Raw genomic sequence first — 16,327 nt, forward strand, 5'->3', positions numbered from 1 at the left:
CACGGCGGGGCGGCTTTTTTGCGCAAGGGTTAATGACAAGCCCGGAAGAGGTTGTTATGTTAAAAGAAGACGGCCGTTTCGTTAAGCGCATATAAACTTCGATTCTCTCTCTGCAAGGAGGAGCCCGCATTCATGAAGCAATGGTTGTTCCGGTTATCGTTCAAGCAGCGGATCTGGGTCTCCTTCGCCATCCTCACGGCTGCCGCTGTCGCCGTCACGGGCTGGGCCTCCCACGCGATCTCGTCCCGCATCGTGGAGAAGAACGCGCTCCAGCTGCGGCAGGATACGATCAACAAGTCGGCGCAGGTGCTCGACGAGAAGCTGAAAAAGATCGTTCTGTCCATCTTGTCTCTGAAAATGAGCGACCCGTATCAGGACATGCTCCGGGATACGACGAGCGGCGACGCCAGCCATTACTACGCCCGATTGACAGCGCTTCAACCTATGTTGGCCCAGCTAAAGTTTATCGACAACTTCATTCAATCCATTCTGATCACGACCCCTATTGGGGATTTCTATCCTACCACCTATAGCAGACTAAGCGAGAACGCATTCCGGGATACCGAGATGTACAGGCAAGCCAAGGCGCTCAACCGGTCGGTGTGGATGCCCGGACACGAGGATGCGCTGTTCTACGGAAGGGAGCAGGTGATCTCCCTCGTGGTGGACGGCTCCGGCTCCCAGTACCTGTCCGACGTCTATATTGTCGTCAATATCAAAGTCCGGGACCTGCAGAATCTGATCGACAGCGAGATCAGCCACTCTAAAGGGTATTACCTGATCGACCGCAACGGCGACGACGTTCTGGGCGACGGTTCGGCGCTTCCGGGAAACGGCAGGCCGGATTCCTCCTTTTTATCTCTTTTCGAGCAGAAGCGGCAAGGCGACTTCAACTACGAGAACGGCGAAGGGACGTATCTCGTGAACTACGCGGGCCTGGACATGGGCGAGGATTGGGTGCTCTATGATATGCAGTCGAAAAAAGTCGTGCTGCAGCAGGTCGAGGCGATCAAGTGGGCGACGATGGTCGCGATCGGCGGGGCGGTGCTGCTCGTCCTGCTCTTGTCCAACGGCCTCACGAATCTGCTTTTGCGACCGCTGAGAAGACTCCAGCAATTAATGAAAAGGGTTGAACACAACGACCTGAACGTGAGATACGAGAGCGATTACCGGGATGAGGTATCGCAGGTGGGCATGCGCTTTAATTTAATGCTCGAAGAGATCAAGAAACTGATCGAACAGGTGAGAAGGGGGGAGGAGGAGAAGCGGCGTACCGAGATTAAGGCGCTGTCCGCGCAGATGGAGCCTCACTTCCTTTACAACACGCTCAACACGATCCATTGCAAATCCCTTCTTGGCAATATCGACGACGCGAACGAGATGATTCTGGCTTTGGCTTCGTTATTTCAGTTAAGCCTTAACCAGGGCAAGGACATTTTGAGTCTCCGGGACGAGTTGACTCATGTAAAGTATTATCTGACGCTGCAGCAGATGTGCTATGAAGATCGCTTCGACTATCGCATTGAGGTCGAGGACGAATCTCTCCTCGATTACGCCATTCCGAAGCTCACCTTGCAGCCGTTGGCGGAGAATGCAATTCTCCATGGCTTCAAAGATATCGAGGAGGGCGGATTGATCCGTATCGCGATCGCCCGGTTCGAAGGGGAACAAGCGATGCGTGTCGTCGTCGAAGACAACGGGGCGGGTATGGAAGGGGCCTTCCCGATAAAGACGCCCGGAGGCTTGCACAGCGGGTATGCCCTTCAAAATATCAAAGACCGTCTAAGGTTGTTCAACGGGAAAGAAGCGCAGATACACTTCACCAGCAAGCCGGGTTGCGGCTGCCGAGTCGAATTCGACATTGCGCTGCGTAAGGAGGACTCCACGAATGACAGCGACCGATCAGACGATTCCATCGCCATTTAAGCTCTGCGTGATCGACGACATTCGGAGCACCGTCGAGGTGATTAAAAGCAAGATTCCTTGGTCGGCTTACGGGATCGAAGTCGTCGGCACGGCCAAGAACGGACAAGAGGGGCTGGCGCTAATCCGAGAGACGCGGCCCGATATCATCGTCACCGATATCCGCATGCCCAAGATGGACGGACTCGAGATGACCAGACAGATCGTCGACACACTCCCACGCTGCAAGATCGTCATCCTTAGCGCCTATGCGGACTTCGAATACGCAAAGCAAGCGATCAAGCTCGGAGCCTTCGACTTCGTCAAGAAGCCCTTCGCGATCGACGAGCTGACCCGGGTCGTCCTGGACGCGACGAAGGCACTCGAGAAAGAGAGGGAGCTGGACCGGCAGCTGAGGACCATGGAACGGCAAGTGCAAGAGAGCTTGCCGCTTTTACGCCAGGAATACATGGGACGGTTGCTGCGCCATGCGCTTACCACGGAGGAAGCGGAGCGATATTGGACCGAGATGCAGGCGGGTACGGTTCCGGCATCATTCGCCGTCTTGCTCGTTGAGATCGACGACGTCGCTTATTCGTCCGCGCCCACGGCGGAAGGGGAGCTTGCGAGATTCGCGGTAGGCCATATTCTTGCCGAGACGCTGCGTCAAGCAGGCGGCCTCGTCTGCCGGGACGGGCCGAACGAGTACGCCTGCCTCATCCCGTGCGGGGAGACGGATACGGCAAGGGGGGTGGCGGAGACTTGTCGCGCAAGCATCGCGGAGCATACCGTCTTCTCGGTCTCGATCGGCATAGGCAAGCTCGCGCGGAGTCTGGGGGAGCTGCCCGATGCCTACAAGTCGGCCATGGCCGCGCTGGCCTTTCGGAAGCGGGAGGAAGGCAGCCCCGTCTTCGATTATGCCTCCGTTCGCCAAGCCGATACGGCGCGAACGCCTGCCGACCGCGACAAGGAGAGGGAGCTGGAGAAGGAGCTGCTCGACGCTCTGCGCGTAGGCGACCGGGAGCGGGCTTACCGGGCGCTGGATGCCATCTTCGCCGAGATGAACCGGCTTGCGCCGCTGCCCGACTTGGCCTATGAGCGGAGCCTCTATTACGAGCTCGCGCTTATCGTGCTTCGTTCTTTGCGTGAATGGGTTCCCCAAGCCATCGTGCAACCGTACGACCGGGCGATCCGTGGACGTAGCGGTCAAGAGCAGTTCACGGTCCAGAGCTTCCGGCAACTGCTGCGGGATCTATGCGCGGACGGCAGCGCCTGGATCGAGAGAGAGAGGGCAAGCGATTCGGAGAAGGTGATCTACCGGGCGATCGAATATATAAGGGCCAACCTGCATCTGGATCTATCTATCGAGCATTGCGCGAGACAGATGAATCTGAGCGGAGGATACTTTGCGAGCTTGTTCAAGAAATACGTGGGCACGACGTTCAACCAGTTCGTCACCGGAGAGCGGATCGAGAGAGCCAAGCAGCTGCTGATCGATAACTATCAGGTGCAGGAGATCGCCGAATCGCTAGGCTACGAACACCGGCGTTACTTCAGCGACGTCTTCAAGCGCGTGACGGGATCGACGCCGTCGGAGTTCAAGGATAACTATCGCAAGGAGAGATAAAGGGCGGATTTCTGCCCTTTATCTTTGTTTCTCCGCATTACGATCCGCCCGCTCTCCATTTAGAATAGGGTCAAGTACTACGGCATGAACACCAATGAACAAGGGGAGAAGCGGTGCATGAAGAAGAGCGCTTTGCTGGCAATGGGATTGGCGTTAGCCTTGGGAGCCACGGCTTGCGGGGGAGACAACGAGACTTCGAAGGAATCGGCGGAGAGTTCCGGCGGCGCCAAGACGGGGGAGAAAATCAAAATCTCGTATTGGACGATCGACCGTCACGACGCCGATTACATCAAGCAGGTCGTCGATGAGTTCAACGCGACGAACACCGACAACATCGAGGTCGAGTACGTCGTCAAGGCGGACGATTACGCGCAGGCGCTCGACCTGGCGTTCACGGCCAAGCAGGCGCCCGACGTGTTCCGGGCGAAGGAAGGCACCATTCAAACCTACTACAAAAAAGGTTACATGGCTCCGCTGGACGACTATATGACGGAAGAGCAAAAGAAGGAATTCCAGGCGATACCGGACCTGAACCAGTTCGACGGCAAGATCTACAGCTTCCCGAACTACGGCAGCACGATGCGGCTCGTCTACAATAAGGATCTGTTCGCAAAGGCAGGTATCGCGAACCCTCCGACGACGCTGGCCGAGTTGGTCGAAGACGCGAAGAAGCTGACGGAGGCGGGCAAAGACATCGGCGCGTACGGCTTCGCTCTTCCCTTTAAGAACGCGGGCAGCGCCTGGAACAGATCCGCGAGGGTGATCGCAGAGCTGAGCGGCTACGGAGGCTTCGGCTTCGACTTCAAGACTGCGCGTTACGACTTCTCGGGCTTCAAGGAGATCGCCAAGGCATTTAAGCAAATGGTGGACGACGGAAGCACGCTGCCGGGCATGGAAGCGCTTGATATCGACCCGCTGCGGGCGCAATTCGCGGAAGGCAAGATCGGCATGTACCTGTCCTACTCCTCGGAGCCGGGCGTCTACAAGACCCAATTCCCCGCGAAGATCGACTGGGCTGCGGCGCAGGCGCCGACAATCGACGGCACGGTCAAAGGCGCTTCCGGCTTCCTCGGCGGCCAATGGCTCGCCATCAACGCCAATTCCGAGCATAAGGACGCGGCGTGGAAGTTCGTGAATTACATGTACGGCAACGAGATCCTTAAGGAATATCAGGAGAAGGGCTACGGCATCTCGATGGTCGCCGACATCATCTCCTCGGCCGAGAAGCCGGACATCAACGGCATCGAAGGCTTCATGCCGAGCAAGTACGACGGCGTCTGGCCGGTGCAGCCGACGGTGACCGTCGAAGGATCCAAGGCCGAAGACGCGTTCTGGAAATACATCCTGGTCGGCGGAGACCTGGACCAGATTGTCGGGGACCTGAACGATCGCTACAACAGCGCGCTGGACAAGGCGATCGCCGACGGAGACGTGACGATCGAGCCCGACCCGGACTTCGATTCGACGAAGCTGGCGGGCGCGTTCGCGGAATAATCCATCTCAAGCCGGAGCCGGCTGCGCAGTTGCCGCGGGGCTCCGGTTTCTTTATACCGCGGCGCATTCATCTTTGAAGGAGGGACCTGCCCGTGCATCAGATTAAAAGAAAACTTCCGGGCTTCTGGTTTACGTTGCCCAGCCTGACGCTAACCGTCGTACTCGGCGTCTATCCCATCCTGTGGGCCATGCGCTTCATGTTCTTCGATTACCAAGGTTTCGGAGCCGAGAGGTTCGTCGGCTTCGCCAACTTCGACCGTCTGTTCTCCGATCGGGAGTTCGGGACGTCCGTTGCGAACACCTTCGTGTATGCAGGTGGCAAGCTCGCGCTCACGCTGCCGCTGTCCCTGTTGCTGGCCGTACTTTTGAATCGGGCGTTCCGCGGGCGTAATCTGCTGCGGGCGATCTATTTTCTTCCTACCATTATCAGTGCCTCGGTCATGTCGATCGTCTTCTTCATCCTGTTCAACTCGTATAACGGCGTCATCAATCAATTCCTGCTTAAGCTTGGCGTCATTGACGATAGTATCGCTTGGCTCGGCCCGGACAAGGCGATGCTGACCGCCATCCTGATCGCGGTCTGGGGGGCGGTCGGCAATTACATGCTGTTGTTCATCGCGGGGCTTCAGGGCATTCCCGCCGACGTGTACGAGAGCGCGTCCTTGGACGGGGCCAATGGCGCGCAGAAGTTCTGGTTCATCACGATCCCGATGCTAGGACCGGTGCTTCAGATGGTCATGATGCTGGCCATCATCAATTCGCTCAAGGGCTACGAGAGTATTATGGTGCTGACCGAGGGGGGACCGATCGGCAAGACGGAGGTTATGTTCCTTTACGTGTATAAACTGTTCTTCCCGATCTCCACCTCGGGCAGCTCAGACGTTCAGCAGATCGGTTACGGGAGCGCGGTCGGCTTCGCCACGGCCGTCATCGTCGGCGTCGTGACCCTGGTTTATTTTGCGGCGTCCAAGAGGTTGAATCGTCTTTATTGATCTACGGAGCCGTTTTTCGTTGCGCTATCGAGCCAGTCTATCGAACAGGAGGATTACGATGACCGTCAAAGCATATGAACTTAGGCGCCAAGTCGCACGGTCGACGAGCAAGCATCGATGGGGGCCGGGACTGGGCAAGCTCGCGTTATGGGCCTTTCTGATCGGGATGGCGGCCGCCCTGCTGTTTCCCATCGTGATTGCTTTTTTAGGCTCCTTCAAATCCAACGCGGAACTGACCGCCGGAGCGACCTTCCTGCCTTCCGAATGGCACTTTTCCAACTACGGCGAAGTCTGGGAGCAGGCGCATTTTTCCACTTATACGTGGAACAGTGCGTTCATTTCCGTCTTCTCCACGATCGGAACGCTTTTGATCGCTTCTCTTGCGGCTTACGCGGTCGATCGGATGGATTTTCTCGGCAAAAAAACGTACGTTATCCTGCAGTCGGCAACGATGTTCATCTCCATTGGAGCCGTCGTGCTGCGTCCGCAATTCGAACTCATGGTCAACCTGGGCCTGCATACTTCCTTGTGGTCGGTTATTCTCATTTTGATCAGCGGGCATGCGTCGACCTTTTTTATCCTGCTGAGCTTCATGAAGGGAATTCCGAAGGATCTCGACGAATCAGCCATGATCGACGGTTGCTCGAGACTGTGGACTTACTCCCGGATCATTCTTCCTCTGCTGGCTCCGGGACTCGGGGTCGCCGGGTTGTTCGCCTTCCGCCACGCCTGGAACGAATACATCCTGCCGCTCGTCTTCACGATGAGCCAGCCGAACCTGCAGGTACTGACGGTCGGTCTGGCCGGTCTCCGGTACGGTATCTCGTCCGCGGCGCAGACGCACTACATGATGGCCGGCGCGTGCTTATCCATACTTCCGCTGCTGCTCGCATACGTCTTGGCCAACAAATCGTTCATGCAGATGACAGCTGGCTCGGTCAAGGGCTGAGGAGCGCGGAGAAGCAGGGGAGGCAGCCATGAATCGAGAGCGAATGAATCGAATCCTTTTGCAGGCTGCGGATCCTGTTTATACGGCCGCGGTCGAACGGCTTCGGACGGAGGCGGAGACCGCGCTGCGAATCCGTTACGAGATAGGTTCGAGTGAACGGTGCGACTGGTCGCACTACTATTATTGTCCGAAGGACGGGACGCGGCTGGTCTTCGACTGGGATCGTCCAGGCGAGCACCATTGTTCCTTCTGCGGCACGGTCTGCCAAGGCGAACCTTACGATGGGGCTTGGAGGAAGCTCGCTCACGAGCGAATCGGCAAGGGCGCCCGTGCCGCTTCGATCTACGGATTTCTGGCGAACGACGCGGTCGCAGCGGAGTGGGCCAAATCCGTTCTGCTCGCGTATGCCGAGCACTACGAAGGCTGCGAGATTCACGGGGGCATCCCGTACAACGGTCCCGGCAAGCTATTCGCGCAGACGCTCGACGAAGCGCATTGGATCATCGATTTGTGCGACGCCTTTCGCTTTGCCGAATCTGCGCTAACGCGGGAAGAAAATGCGCGGGTTCGCGAAGGGCTTCTGCTACCGTGCGCACGCTTCCTCGCGGCTTATCAGGAGGAGCAGATCCACAATCACGCGGTGCTGATCGCTTCCGCCCTTTCCATACTGGGTCACTTGCTCGGCGACCCCGGGATTATTCGAAGCGGACTCGAAGGTCCTTACGGGCTTCTCAAACAACTGGAGAGGGGCGTCCTCGAAGACGGGATGTGGTACGAAGGCAACTTCCACTATCACTTCTACGCGTTCGAATCGCTGCTGCGGTGCGCCATGATGGTCGAAGGGACAGGCTCGCAGCTAAACGGCCTTCCCGTGCTCGAGCGCATGTTCAACCTGCCGCTCGGCTATGTTCTGCCGGACGGCCGGCTACCGAACGTCAACGACGCCAGCTACGGGATGACGCTGGCCGACTTAGCCCCCTACTACGAGATCGCCTACGGCTGGTTCGGGCGCGAACGCTACGCCGACGCGCTTCGGCTGGCTTACGGAATGGACAGCAGGGGAGTCTTAGGAGCCGGGTTTGCCCCTGCGAAGCGCGATTCGTTCCAGGCGCTGGCTTATGGACACAAGCTGTCCAACGACAGCGACGGTCCCTCCGATTCTCCGGTTTCGCTTCGTCAAACCGTACGATCGGATGCCTCCTCCCCATACTGCGGGCTGACGAAGCTAGTCAATCGGCAGGGCTGGCATTTGCTCGTCAAGCATAGCCCGTTCGGCGGCGAACACGACCATATGGATCGGCTCGGGCTATCGTTCTCGGTCGGCTCGTTGCCGCTTTTTGTCGATCCGGGAACGACTTCGTACGCGGTGCCTGCCCACTATGGCTGGTTCAAGCACACGTACTCGCACAATACGGTCTCGCTTAACGGATGCGATCAGCCTCCGGCGGACGGAGAGCGGGTTCAGTACCTGAAGGAGACTTGGGGCTCGTGGGTGGAGAGCCGGGTGGAATGGGCGGATGACGACGACCCGTCTCGTTATCGAATGAAGGGAGCGATCGTTCTGCCGGCGGAGATGTGCACCTGGGACGAGGACGCGTACCGCGGAGTCCGGATCGGTCGCATCGACATGCTGACGGACGAGGCGTTGCTCGATATCGTGCGGGTGTCGTCCCCTGCAAAGCGAGATGTGGATCTCCTGTACCATATGAGCGGCGAGTTAGAGGAGGAAGGCCCCGAATGGAACGAATGGTACGGCCGCTTAAGCACGGGATCGTCTGACTGGATCAACGAGGTGCGGCGGCGTCCGGACGAAGCCGAAAACATGCAACGATGGCGGGTGGAGGAGGGGGCGCTTCTACAAGCCGGCTGGTGTTCCCATCCTTCCGAGGTTCTGCTCGCGCGCACGCCCGACAATCCGCCGAGCAGGCAGCGACGGACGTGGATCCGCCGCGTCGCCGACGCAAACGGACGCGACGTCATTTTTATCCATGCGTTTGCCTATGAATCGAATGCCTCCTCGGCGGAGCCGAGGGAAGGGGCGTCTCTCTCGCTTTGCGTCGAGTCCAGGGAGGAGGGACGATTGCACATACGGCTAAGCGCGGGCGGATCTGAGCGGGAATGGGAGTTGGACTGGCAACACGCTCAAGCGTACTTGAGATTAATAGAATAGAATGATAGACGATCCGGGATCTCTGGCTGTAGGGCTCCAAAGTGCAAGAAATCCCGCACATCGGCCGATGGCGGCGATCGTGCATTAAAAGGAACCGACGAGAGGAGGACAGAACATGCCGTACGAGAAGGACGATTGGGAATCGGCGGAGCCCGGCATCAAACGCCGGGTGTTCAAGCCGGGAAGATCGCTAATGATGATGGAGGTGCATTTCGAAGAGGGCGCCCAAGGTTACGCGCATTCCCATCCGCACGAGCAGTTGACTTATTGCTTAAAGGGAAGCTTCGAGTTCCGCATCGATGGCGTCAAACATCTGCTCAAGCAAGGCGAGACGCTGGTCATCCCGAGCGGTGCCGTCCATAGGACGACGGCGATCGAAGAAGGGACGCTGCTCGATACGTTCACGCCGCTTCGAGACGACTTGCTTAAACGAGTTTGAATCGCCGGAGGAATCGCGGATTGATTGGAATTTGCGCCATACGCCAGCCCGGCTCGTATGCGAATCTGTCGTGTTTGACCGTCGGACCCGCAATGGCATGCCGCATTGGGCTTCATGAGAACGATTCTGAATGAGATGAAAGAAAGCATTATCTCAAGCGAATGAAGAGCGTTGTTTATAAACATTACCCACACGTGTGTTCGAAGTGAAGCTGTTTCGCGATCCGGCGAACGGCTTCTTTTTTTGCATAACAGCCTTGTGTTCCGGAGCGTCCCCTCATCCATTTTAAATCTTATAGCAGGGATCAGAGGCGATCGGCCTCCAGGCGCGTGCATGATGCTTCATCGCCTTCCCTACAGGAGGCGATCTGCCTTCGTGCACCCGCATGATGCTCATCGCCTTCACTACAGGAGGCGATCGGCCTCCAGGCGCCCGCATGATGCTCATCGCTTTCCCTACAGGAGGCGATCGGCCTCCAGGCGCCCGCATGATGCTCATCGCCTTCACTACAAGAGGCGATCGGCCTCCAGGCGCCCGCATGATGCTCATCGACTTCACTACAAGAGGCGATCGGCCTCCGTGCGCCCGCATGATGCTCAGCGCCTTCACTACAGGAGGCGATTGGCCTCCGTGCACCCGCATGCCTACGTACTTCCGCGTCCGCAATTGCTAGCCTCGGTTCGACCGCCCGCGCATACTTCATTCCGTCTTGTGGGATACCATAATTAGTCAACGTGGTTGCCGGGCACCGGCGCGATCGTTATAATAAGGAAGTTGTCGGTGTATTCGTCAGCATTCGACAAAAACTTTTGAAATAAATCTTGCAATCCCGAGTAAGCCGATGTACTATAATAAAACTGTTACAAAAACAGATACAGAGATACAGTGGAGGGTGAAACTATGCTTAACCGCAACAAAAAACGCTTTAGCGGCATCATCGTACTTGCGCTGCTGACCATGCTCGCAAGCGCGTGCTCCGGCAACAACAACGCGAACAACGCTTCTCCGAGCGCTTCGGGCACTGCGTCCGCCACCGCTTCGGCTTCCGGCTCGCAGCCGGCGGCAAGCGGCGAAGCCAAAGACGGCGGCAGCCTGATCCTCGCCGTCGCCGCGGATCCGGTCATTCTCAATCCGAACTACGCTGGCGACCGCGTCAGCCTGACGATCGACCAGGCGCTCTACGCGCCGCTGTTCCAGGTGAACAACGGCAAGCGGACGTACTATCTCGCAGACAGCCTCGACCTGTCCGAGGACAAGCTCACGTATACGATGAAGCTGAAGAGCGGCCTGACCTGGCATGACGGCCAGCCGCTGACCGCGGACGACGTTGTGTTCACGATCGACAAGATCCTCGACGAGTCGCAGAACAGCTTCCTGCGCGGCAATTTCATCATCGGCGGCAAGCCGGTCCAAGCGGTGAAGGTGGACGACACGACCGTGCAGCTCAAGCTGCCGCAGGTCGCGCCGGGCTTCGAGGCGACGCTGGTCCAGGTGTTCCCGATTCCGAAGCATATCTACGAGAACGAAGCGAACATCGAGAAGAGCCCGAAGAACCAAGCACCGGTCGGTTCCGGCGCGTTCAAGTTCAAGGAATACAAGACCGGCGAGTATCTGACGCTCGAGCGCTTCGACGGCTACTTCGGCGGCAAGCCTCATCTCGACTCGATCACGTACCGGATCGCCAAGGATACGAACGCGGCCAACCTGGCGCTGCAGAATGGCGAGATCAACGTCAAGTATCTCGATCCGCAGGACGTATCGACGATCCAGGCTTCGGGCAACTTCGAGATCCTGCCTTATAGCGAAGGCCGCCTCGCCTACATGCTGTTCAACCACAACAGCGCTTCGGGCTTGCTGGCCAAGAAGGAAGTCCGCGAGGCGATCGGCTACGCGCTGAACCGCGAAGAGCTGATCCAGGTCGCCTATGCTTCCGCCGACTATGCCGATCCGGCCCACTCGTTCTTGACGCCGGACGTGCTCTACCAGACGAACGACGTACCGACCTATGACAACGACGTCGCCAAGGCGAAGGAACTGCTGCAGACGGCGGGCGTGAAGAACGCGAAACTGCGCTTCATCGTATCGAGCGGCAACAAGGTGCAAGAAGCAATCTCGCTGTACGTGCAGCAGAAGCTGAAGGAAGTCGGCATCACGGTCGAGTTGAACAGCATGGACGCCTCGGCGTTCGGGGCGAAGTTCACCGATCCGAAGGCAACGGACTTCGATCTCGTCGTCGGCGGCTACATTATGGGCTTCGATCCGGATGCGTACAGCATGCTGTTCACCTCCGACGGATCGGCCAACTACTCGCACTACAGCAATCCCGAGGTGGACGCCCTGTTCAAGCAAGGCTCCGGCGAAGGGGATGCGGCCAAGCGCGAAGAGATCTACAAGAACGCCCAGAAGCTCGTCGCGGAGGACGCCGCGATCTACCCGATCGCGTACACCAAGACGATCGTGGCGGTCGACAAGAGATACGGCGGCATCGAAGAAGCCGTGCTTAAGCCGGTCGTCATCTTCGAGGATCCATCCAAGCTGTACGTCAAATAAGACGCTGTTGAAATACCGGACGCGCAAGAAAATAAGCTGGTTCGTCCAGCTTATTTTTTTGTACGTCTAAGGCCTGGGAGCGTACGGAATGAGACAACTCTTAATTAGAAGGCTGCTGCAGACGGTCCCGCTGCTGCTGTTCGTGTCGATCGTCTGCTTCGCGATGATCAAGCTCGCGCCGGGCGATCCGGTGCTGTCGTTCGTCACGCCGAACATGCACCCCGAGGACATCGAGCGCATCCGCCACAACCTCGGACTGGACAAGCCGGCTTACGTCCAGTACTTCCTGTGGATCAAAGAAGCGGTGACCGGCAATCTGGGCTACTCGCTGGTCAATCATCAGCCGGTCATGGATCAGATTCTGGACCGCCTGCCGGCGACGGCGGGACTCATGGGCTCCGCGATCGGGCTGGCGGTGCTGCTGGCGATCCCGCTCGGGCTGGCGGCCGGCGCCTACCGGGGCCGCTGGATCGACAAGCTCGTCAACCTGGTCGCCTACGTCGGCATCTCGGTCCCGCTGTTCTGGCTCGCCATCCTGATGATTTACTTTTTCTCCATCCATCTGCACTGGCTCCCGAGTATGGGCATGCGCACGATCGGCGTGAACAGCGCATTCGACGTGCTGAAGCACGGCATCATGCCCTGCGCCGTACTGGCATTCAGCTTCCTCGCGGTCTATGTCCGCTACATTCGCTCCAGCACGATCGGACAGCTGCGGGAGGATTACGTGCAGATTCAATACGCTTACGGCTCGACCAAGCGCATCGTGCTGTTCAGGCACGTGATGAAGCACGTCCTGCTGCCGATCATCACGCTGCTCGGCATGTCGATGGGCGAGCTGGTCGCCGGCGCGATCGTGACGGAGACGGTCTTCTCCTGGCCGGGCATCGGCTCGCTCGGCATGACGGCCGTGAGGGGCATGGACTATCCCGTCATCATGGGGATCACGCTGTTCTCATCCGTCCTGCTCATCCTGGGCAATCTGGCCGCGGACCTACTGTACGGCATCGCGGACCCGAGAATCAAATCGAAGAGGTGACCACATGAACCGGAGCAAATGGCGCAGCGTCGCGGGCGAGCTGCGGTCGAGCGCGTTCGGCATCGCCGGCATTATCATCCTTGTCCTGTTCACGATCGCGGCCGCGCTGGCCTTCCTGTCTCCTCACGATCCCAACGCGCTGAACGCGCTCGAACGGCTGAAGCCGCCGAACGCCGACCACTGGTTCGGGACGGACGACTACGGTCGGGATTACTTCACCAGAGCGCTGTACGGCGGCCGCGTCTCGCTGACGGTCGGCTTCGCGTCGATGATCCTGGCGACGGGCATCGGCGTCATCGTCGGCGTCGTCAGCGGATACTTCGGCGGATGGATCGACAACCTGCTTATGCGGCTCGTCGAAGTCATCATGTCGATCCCGTCGTTCCTCATTCTCCTGCTGCTGAGCGTATTCCTGAAGCCGAGCGTCGGCAACATCATTATCATCATCTCGCTCCTGATGTGGATGAACATCGCGCGGATCGTCAGGGCGGAGACGATGTCGCTCAAGGAACGGGAGTACGTGCTGTACGCGCGCGCGTCCGGGCAGGGCGCCTTCGGCATCGTCCGAAGACATATTTTCCCCAACCTGATGCCGGTCGTCATCGTCGGCGCGACGAACAACATCGCCTCGGCGATCATGATGGAGTCGTCGCTCAGCTTCCTGGGCTTCGGCGTCCAGGCGCCGAACGCGACGTGGGGCAGCATGCTGAACAACGCCCAGGGGCTGATCGGGCAGGCGCCTTATCTCGCGGTGTTTCCGGGCTTGTTCATCCTGCTGACGGTGCTCAGCTTCAACGTGCTGGGCGACATCCTGCGCGTCGGCTTCGAGCCGAAGCTCGTCAAGCGCTAGGAGGTTCAGATTCGCGCCACGCTGCCATGACGCAGTTGCTGACAAATGAGCTTTTCGGACACACGATCCGTTATTTTGCCAAAAGGGCGGCTAAGGCGTGGTAAGCGGACTACAGATCCGTTAAACGTGGAATTGAGCGCGGAATTCGGTATTTTCGGATCAAATAGCGGATCCTGGGTCCGCGGCGGACCGGATTCGGTTGCGGTTGAGAGGAATAGCGGAAGCTGTGTCCGTTCGATACGGCAGTTGAGGTTTGATATAGCGAGGAAGATCAAAGGCAAGGCACCATCCAATGTAAAAGGAGGGAACGGGGCATGACGGAACGGCTGCTTGAAATGGAGGATCTCCGCGTGTCGTTCTACTCCCGGAGCGGGGAGAACCAAGCGGTGCGGGGCGTGAGCCTGCACGTCGACGCGGGAGAGACGGTCGGGATCGTCGGCGAGTCCGGCAGCGGCAAGAGCGTGACGGCGAAGGCGGCCCTGGGCCTGATCGGCCCGCCGGGCCGCGTCATCGGCGGCGATATCCGCTACCGCGGCGAGAGCCTGCTGGGCTGGTCCGACAGCCGCTGGCGCAAGCTGCGGGGCAACCGGATCGCGATGGTGTTCCAGGATCCGATGACGGCGCTCAATCCGGTAAAAAAGATCGGCGCGCAAATGACGGAAGTAATCCGCAGGCACCGCGGGCTCGGCAAAGAGGCCGCGAGGCTGGAGGCGGTCGCCAAGCTGCGCGAGGTCGGCATCGGCGAGCCCGAACGCCGGCTGGAGCAGTACCCGCACGAGTTCAGCGGGGGCATGCGGCAGCGGGTCATGATCGCGATGGCGCTCTCCTGCGAGCCGGAGCTGCTCCTCGCCGACGAGCCGACGACGGCGCTCGACGTGACGATCCAGGCGCAGATCCTCGACCTGCTGAAGGATATCAAGGCGAAGTCGAACATGGGCATCGTGCTGATCACGCACGATCTCGGCGTGGTCGCGCAGGTGTGCACGCGGGTCGTCGTCATGTACGGGGGCATGGTGATGGAGGAAGGGACGGTCGAGGACATCTTCTATCGCCCCGGTCATCCGTACACGCAGGGGCTGCTGAAGTCGGTGCCCAAGCGCGGAGGAGGCACGCGCGAGCGGCTCGTACCGATCGAGGGGACGCCGCCGGATCTGCTGGATCCGCCGCCGGGCTGCCCGTTCATCGAGCGCTGCCCGCACGCCTTCGGCAAATGCGTGGAGCGGCCGCCGTTGTTCGAGCTCGGCGAGGGCCACCGCGCGCTGTGCTGGCTTCACGATGCGGAGCATTCGGCGGCGAGAAGCGGGAGGAGGGATTCGGATGGATAAGGCGGCCAAGACGCTGGTAGACGTCCGGGATCTCAAGAAGCATTTCGTCAAAGAAAAGGATGTCTGGGGCAGAACGACGCAGGTGTTGAAGGCGGTCGACGGCGTGAGCTTCGGCATTCGCAAAGGCGAGACGTTCGGCCTCGTTGGCGAGTCGGGCAGCGGAAAGTCGACGGTCGGGCGCTGCCTGCTGCGGCTGTACGACTATACGGAGGGCGAAGTTTTATACGACGGCCAGCCATTGTCCGCGCTCGACGACAAAGCGCTGCGTCCTTTCCGCCGGCGGATCCAGAGCATTTTCCAGGACCCGTACTCGTCGCTGAACCCGGGCATGAACGTGCTCGAGCTGATCGGCGAGCCGATGGACATTCACGGCGTGCATGCCGGGAGCGCCCGCAAGGAAGCGGTCGCGGACCTGCTCGTCAAGGTCGGGCTTAAGCCGGAGCATCTAACCCGTTATCCGCATGAATTCAGCGGCGGCCAACGGCAGCGGCTGTCGATCGCAAGGGCGCTCTCGGTTCGGCCGGAGTTCGTCGTGTGCGACGAGCCGATCTCCGCGCTCGACGTGTCCGTGCAGGCCCAGGTCGTGAACATGCTCGAGGACCTGCAGGCCGAATTCGGCCTGACGTACCTGTTTATCGCGCACGACCTGTCGATGGTCCGCCACATCTCCGACCGGATCGGCGTCATGTACGCGGGTCGCCTCGTCGAGGTTGCGGACAGCGACGAGCTGTACGACAACCCATTGCATCCGTACACGCAGGCGCTGCTGTCGGCGATTCCGGTGCCGGACCCGCGTGCCGCGGCCAAGCGGATCGCCTGGGACCGCGCGGCGTGGACCGGCGAGGGCGCACCGCTGCGCGAGGTCGGGCCGGGGCATTTCGCTGCGATTCCGTGAAGGACAGCGCGGCTGCACCGCGAATCGAGCCGCGTAAGCGAGGAAAGCGCAGTTGCGTCATGAATCGAGCCGTGCTATCGGAGCATTTATAGTGT

The 16,327-nt window shown here is 59.3% G+C and carries 12 protein-coding genes; all 12 read left to right on the forward strand.

Annotation, left to right across the window (positions count from 1 at the left end; translation table 11 throughout):
* Positions 1-132 precede the first annotated feature (132 nt).
* The 12 genes from BM235_RS09060 to BM235_RS09120 all read left to right on the forward strand — a co-directional run bounded on the left by BM235_RS09060 (position 133) and on the right by BM235_RS09120 (position 16,232).
* Positions 133-1,926 (forward strand): cache domain-containing sensor histidine kinase, encoded by a 1,794-nt coding sequence (locus BM235_RS09060; RefSeq protein ID WP_090111849.1) that lies wholly within the window; start codon positions 133-135, stop codon positions 1,924-1,926.
* A complete protein-coding gene (locus BM235_RS09065) occupies positions 1,889-3,529 on the forward strand; it encodes a response regulator (protein ID WP_090111851.1) in 1,641 nt (546 codons plus the stop codon). The genes BM235_RS09060 and BM235_RS09065 overlap by 38 nt, the downstream gene beginning before the upstream one ends.
* Positions 3,530-3,646: 117 nt before the next feature.
* Positions 3,647-5,023, forward strand: coding sequence for an ABC transporter substrate-binding protein (locus BM235_RS09070; RefSeq protein ID WP_090111853.1), 1,377 nt, complete (start codon positions 3,647-3,649; stop codon positions 5,021-5,023).
* A 92-nt stretch (positions 5,024-5,115) separates the two neighbouring features.
* Positions 5,116-6,015 carry a carbohydrate ABC transporter permease gene (locus tag BM235_RS09075; RefSeq protein ID WP_255374244.1) on the forward strand — a complete coding sequence of 300 codons (900 nt, stop codon included), beginning with the start codon at positions 5,116-5,118 and terminating at the stop codon, positions 6,013-6,015.
* Positions 6,016-6,181: 166 nt separating this feature from the next.
* Positions 6,182-6,964 carry a carbohydrate ABC transporter permease gene (locus tag BM235_RS09080; RefSeq protein WP_255374293.1) on the forward strand — a complete coding sequence of 261 codons (783 nt, stop codon included), beginning with the start codon at positions 6,182-6,184 and terminating at the stop codon, positions 6,962-6,964.
* A gap of 28 nt (positions 6,965-6,992) precedes the next feature.
* Positions 6,993-9,134: a heparinase II/III domain-containing protein gene (locus BM235_RS09085; protein ID WP_090111857.1), complete on the forward strand. Its 2,142-nt coding sequence runs from the start codon at positions 6,993-6,995 to the stop codon at positions 9,132-9,134.
* 115 nt (positions 9,135-9,249) lie between these two features.
* Positions 9,250-9,573 carry a cupin domain-containing protein gene (locus BM235_RS09090; protein ID WP_090111859.1) on the forward strand — a complete coding sequence of 108 codons (324 nt, stop codon included), beginning with the start codon at positions 9,250-9,252 and terminating at the stop codon, positions 9,571-9,573.
* A 900-nt stretch (positions 9,574-10,473) separates the two neighbouring features.
* Positions 10,474-12,123, forward strand: a complete 1,650-nt coding sequence (locus BM235_RS09100) for an ABC transporter substrate-binding protein (RefSeq protein WP_090111863.1) — start codon at positions 10,474-10,476, stop codon at positions 12,121-12,123.
* An 88-nt stretch (positions 12,124-12,211) separates the two neighbouring features.
* Complete coding sequence (locus tag BM235_RS09105; RefSeq protein WP_090111866.1) at positions 12,212-13,162, forward strand: ABC transporter permease; 951 nt, start codon at positions 12,212-12,214, stop codon at positions 13,160-13,162.
* Between the two features lie 4 nt (positions 13,163-13,166).
* Positions 13,167-14,012 carry an ABC transporter permease gene (locus BM235_RS09110; protein WP_090111868.1) on the forward strand — a complete coding sequence of 282 codons (846 nt, stop codon included), beginning with the start codon at positions 13,167-13,169 and terminating at the stop codon, positions 14,010-14,012.
* A gap of 314 nt (positions 14,013-14,326) precedes the next feature.
* Positions 14,327-15,337: an ABC transporter ATP-binding protein gene (locus BM235_RS09115; RefSeq protein WP_090111869.1), complete on the forward strand. Its 1,011-nt coding sequence runs from the start codon at positions 14,327-14,329 to the stop codon at positions 15,335-15,337.
* Positions 15,330-16,232 (forward strand): ABC transporter ATP-binding protein, encoded by a 903-nt coding sequence (locus BM235_RS09120; protein WP_090111871.1) that lies wholly within the window; start codon positions 15,330-15,332, stop codon positions 16,230-16,232. The genes BM235_RS09115 and BM235_RS09120 overlap by 8 nt, the downstream gene beginning before the upstream one ends.
* Positions 16,233-16,327 lie beyond the last annotated feature (95 nt).

Origin of the sequence: Cohnella sp. OV330, assembly GCF_900112065.1 — a bacterium.
Classification (GTDB): domain Bacteria; phylum Bacillota; class Bacilli; order Paenibacillales; family Paenibacillaceae; genus Cohnella.

Excerpts from the sequence above, each read along its gene's own strand:
- BM235_RS09085 (WP_090111857.1), top strand. The coding sequence starts at position 6,993 with ATGAATCGAGAGCGAATGAATCGAATCCTTTTGCAGGCTGCGGATCCT.
- BM235_RS09120 (WP_090111871.1), top strand. The coding sequence starts at position 15,330 with ATGGATAAGGCGGCCAAGACGCTGGTAGACGTCCGGGATCTCAAGAAG.
- BM235_RS09090 (WP_090111859.1), top strand. The coding sequence starts at position 9,250 with ATGCCGTACGAGAAGGACGATTGGGAATCGGCGGAGCCCGGCATCAAA.
- BM235_RS09070 (WP_090111853.1), top strand. The coding sequence starts at position 3,647 with ATGAAGAAGAGCGCTTTGCTGGCAATGGGATTGGCGTTAGCCTTGGGA.
- BM235_RS09115 (WP_090111869.1), top strand. The coding sequence starts at position 14,327 with ATGACGGAACGGCTGCTTGAAATGGAGGATCTCCGCGTGTCGTTCTAC.
- BM235_RS09100 (WP_090111863.1), top strand. The coding sequence starts at position 10,474 with ATGCTTAACCGCAACAAAAAACGCTTTAGCGGCATCATCGTACTTGCG.
- BM235_RS09060 (WP_090111849.1), top strand. The coding sequence starts at position 133 with ATGAAGCAATGGTTGTTCCGGTTATCGTTCAAGCAGCGGATCTGGGTC.
- BM235_RS09065 (WP_090111851.1), top strand. The coding sequence starts at position 1,889 with ATGACAGCGACCGATCAGACGATTCCATCGCCATTTAAGCTCTGCGTG.
- BM235_RS09110 (WP_090111868.1), top strand. The coding sequence starts at position 13,167 with ATGAACCGGAGCAAATGGCGCAGCGTCGCGGGCGAGCTGCGGTCGAGC.
- BM235_RS09105 (WP_090111866.1), top strand. The coding sequence starts at position 12,212 with ATGAGACAACTCTTAATTAGAAGGCTGCTGCAGACGGTCCCGCTGCTG.
- BM235_RS09080 (WP_255374293.1), top strand. The coding sequence starts at position 6,182 with ATGGCGGCCGCCCTGCTGTTTCCCATCGTGATTGCTTTTTTAGGCTCC.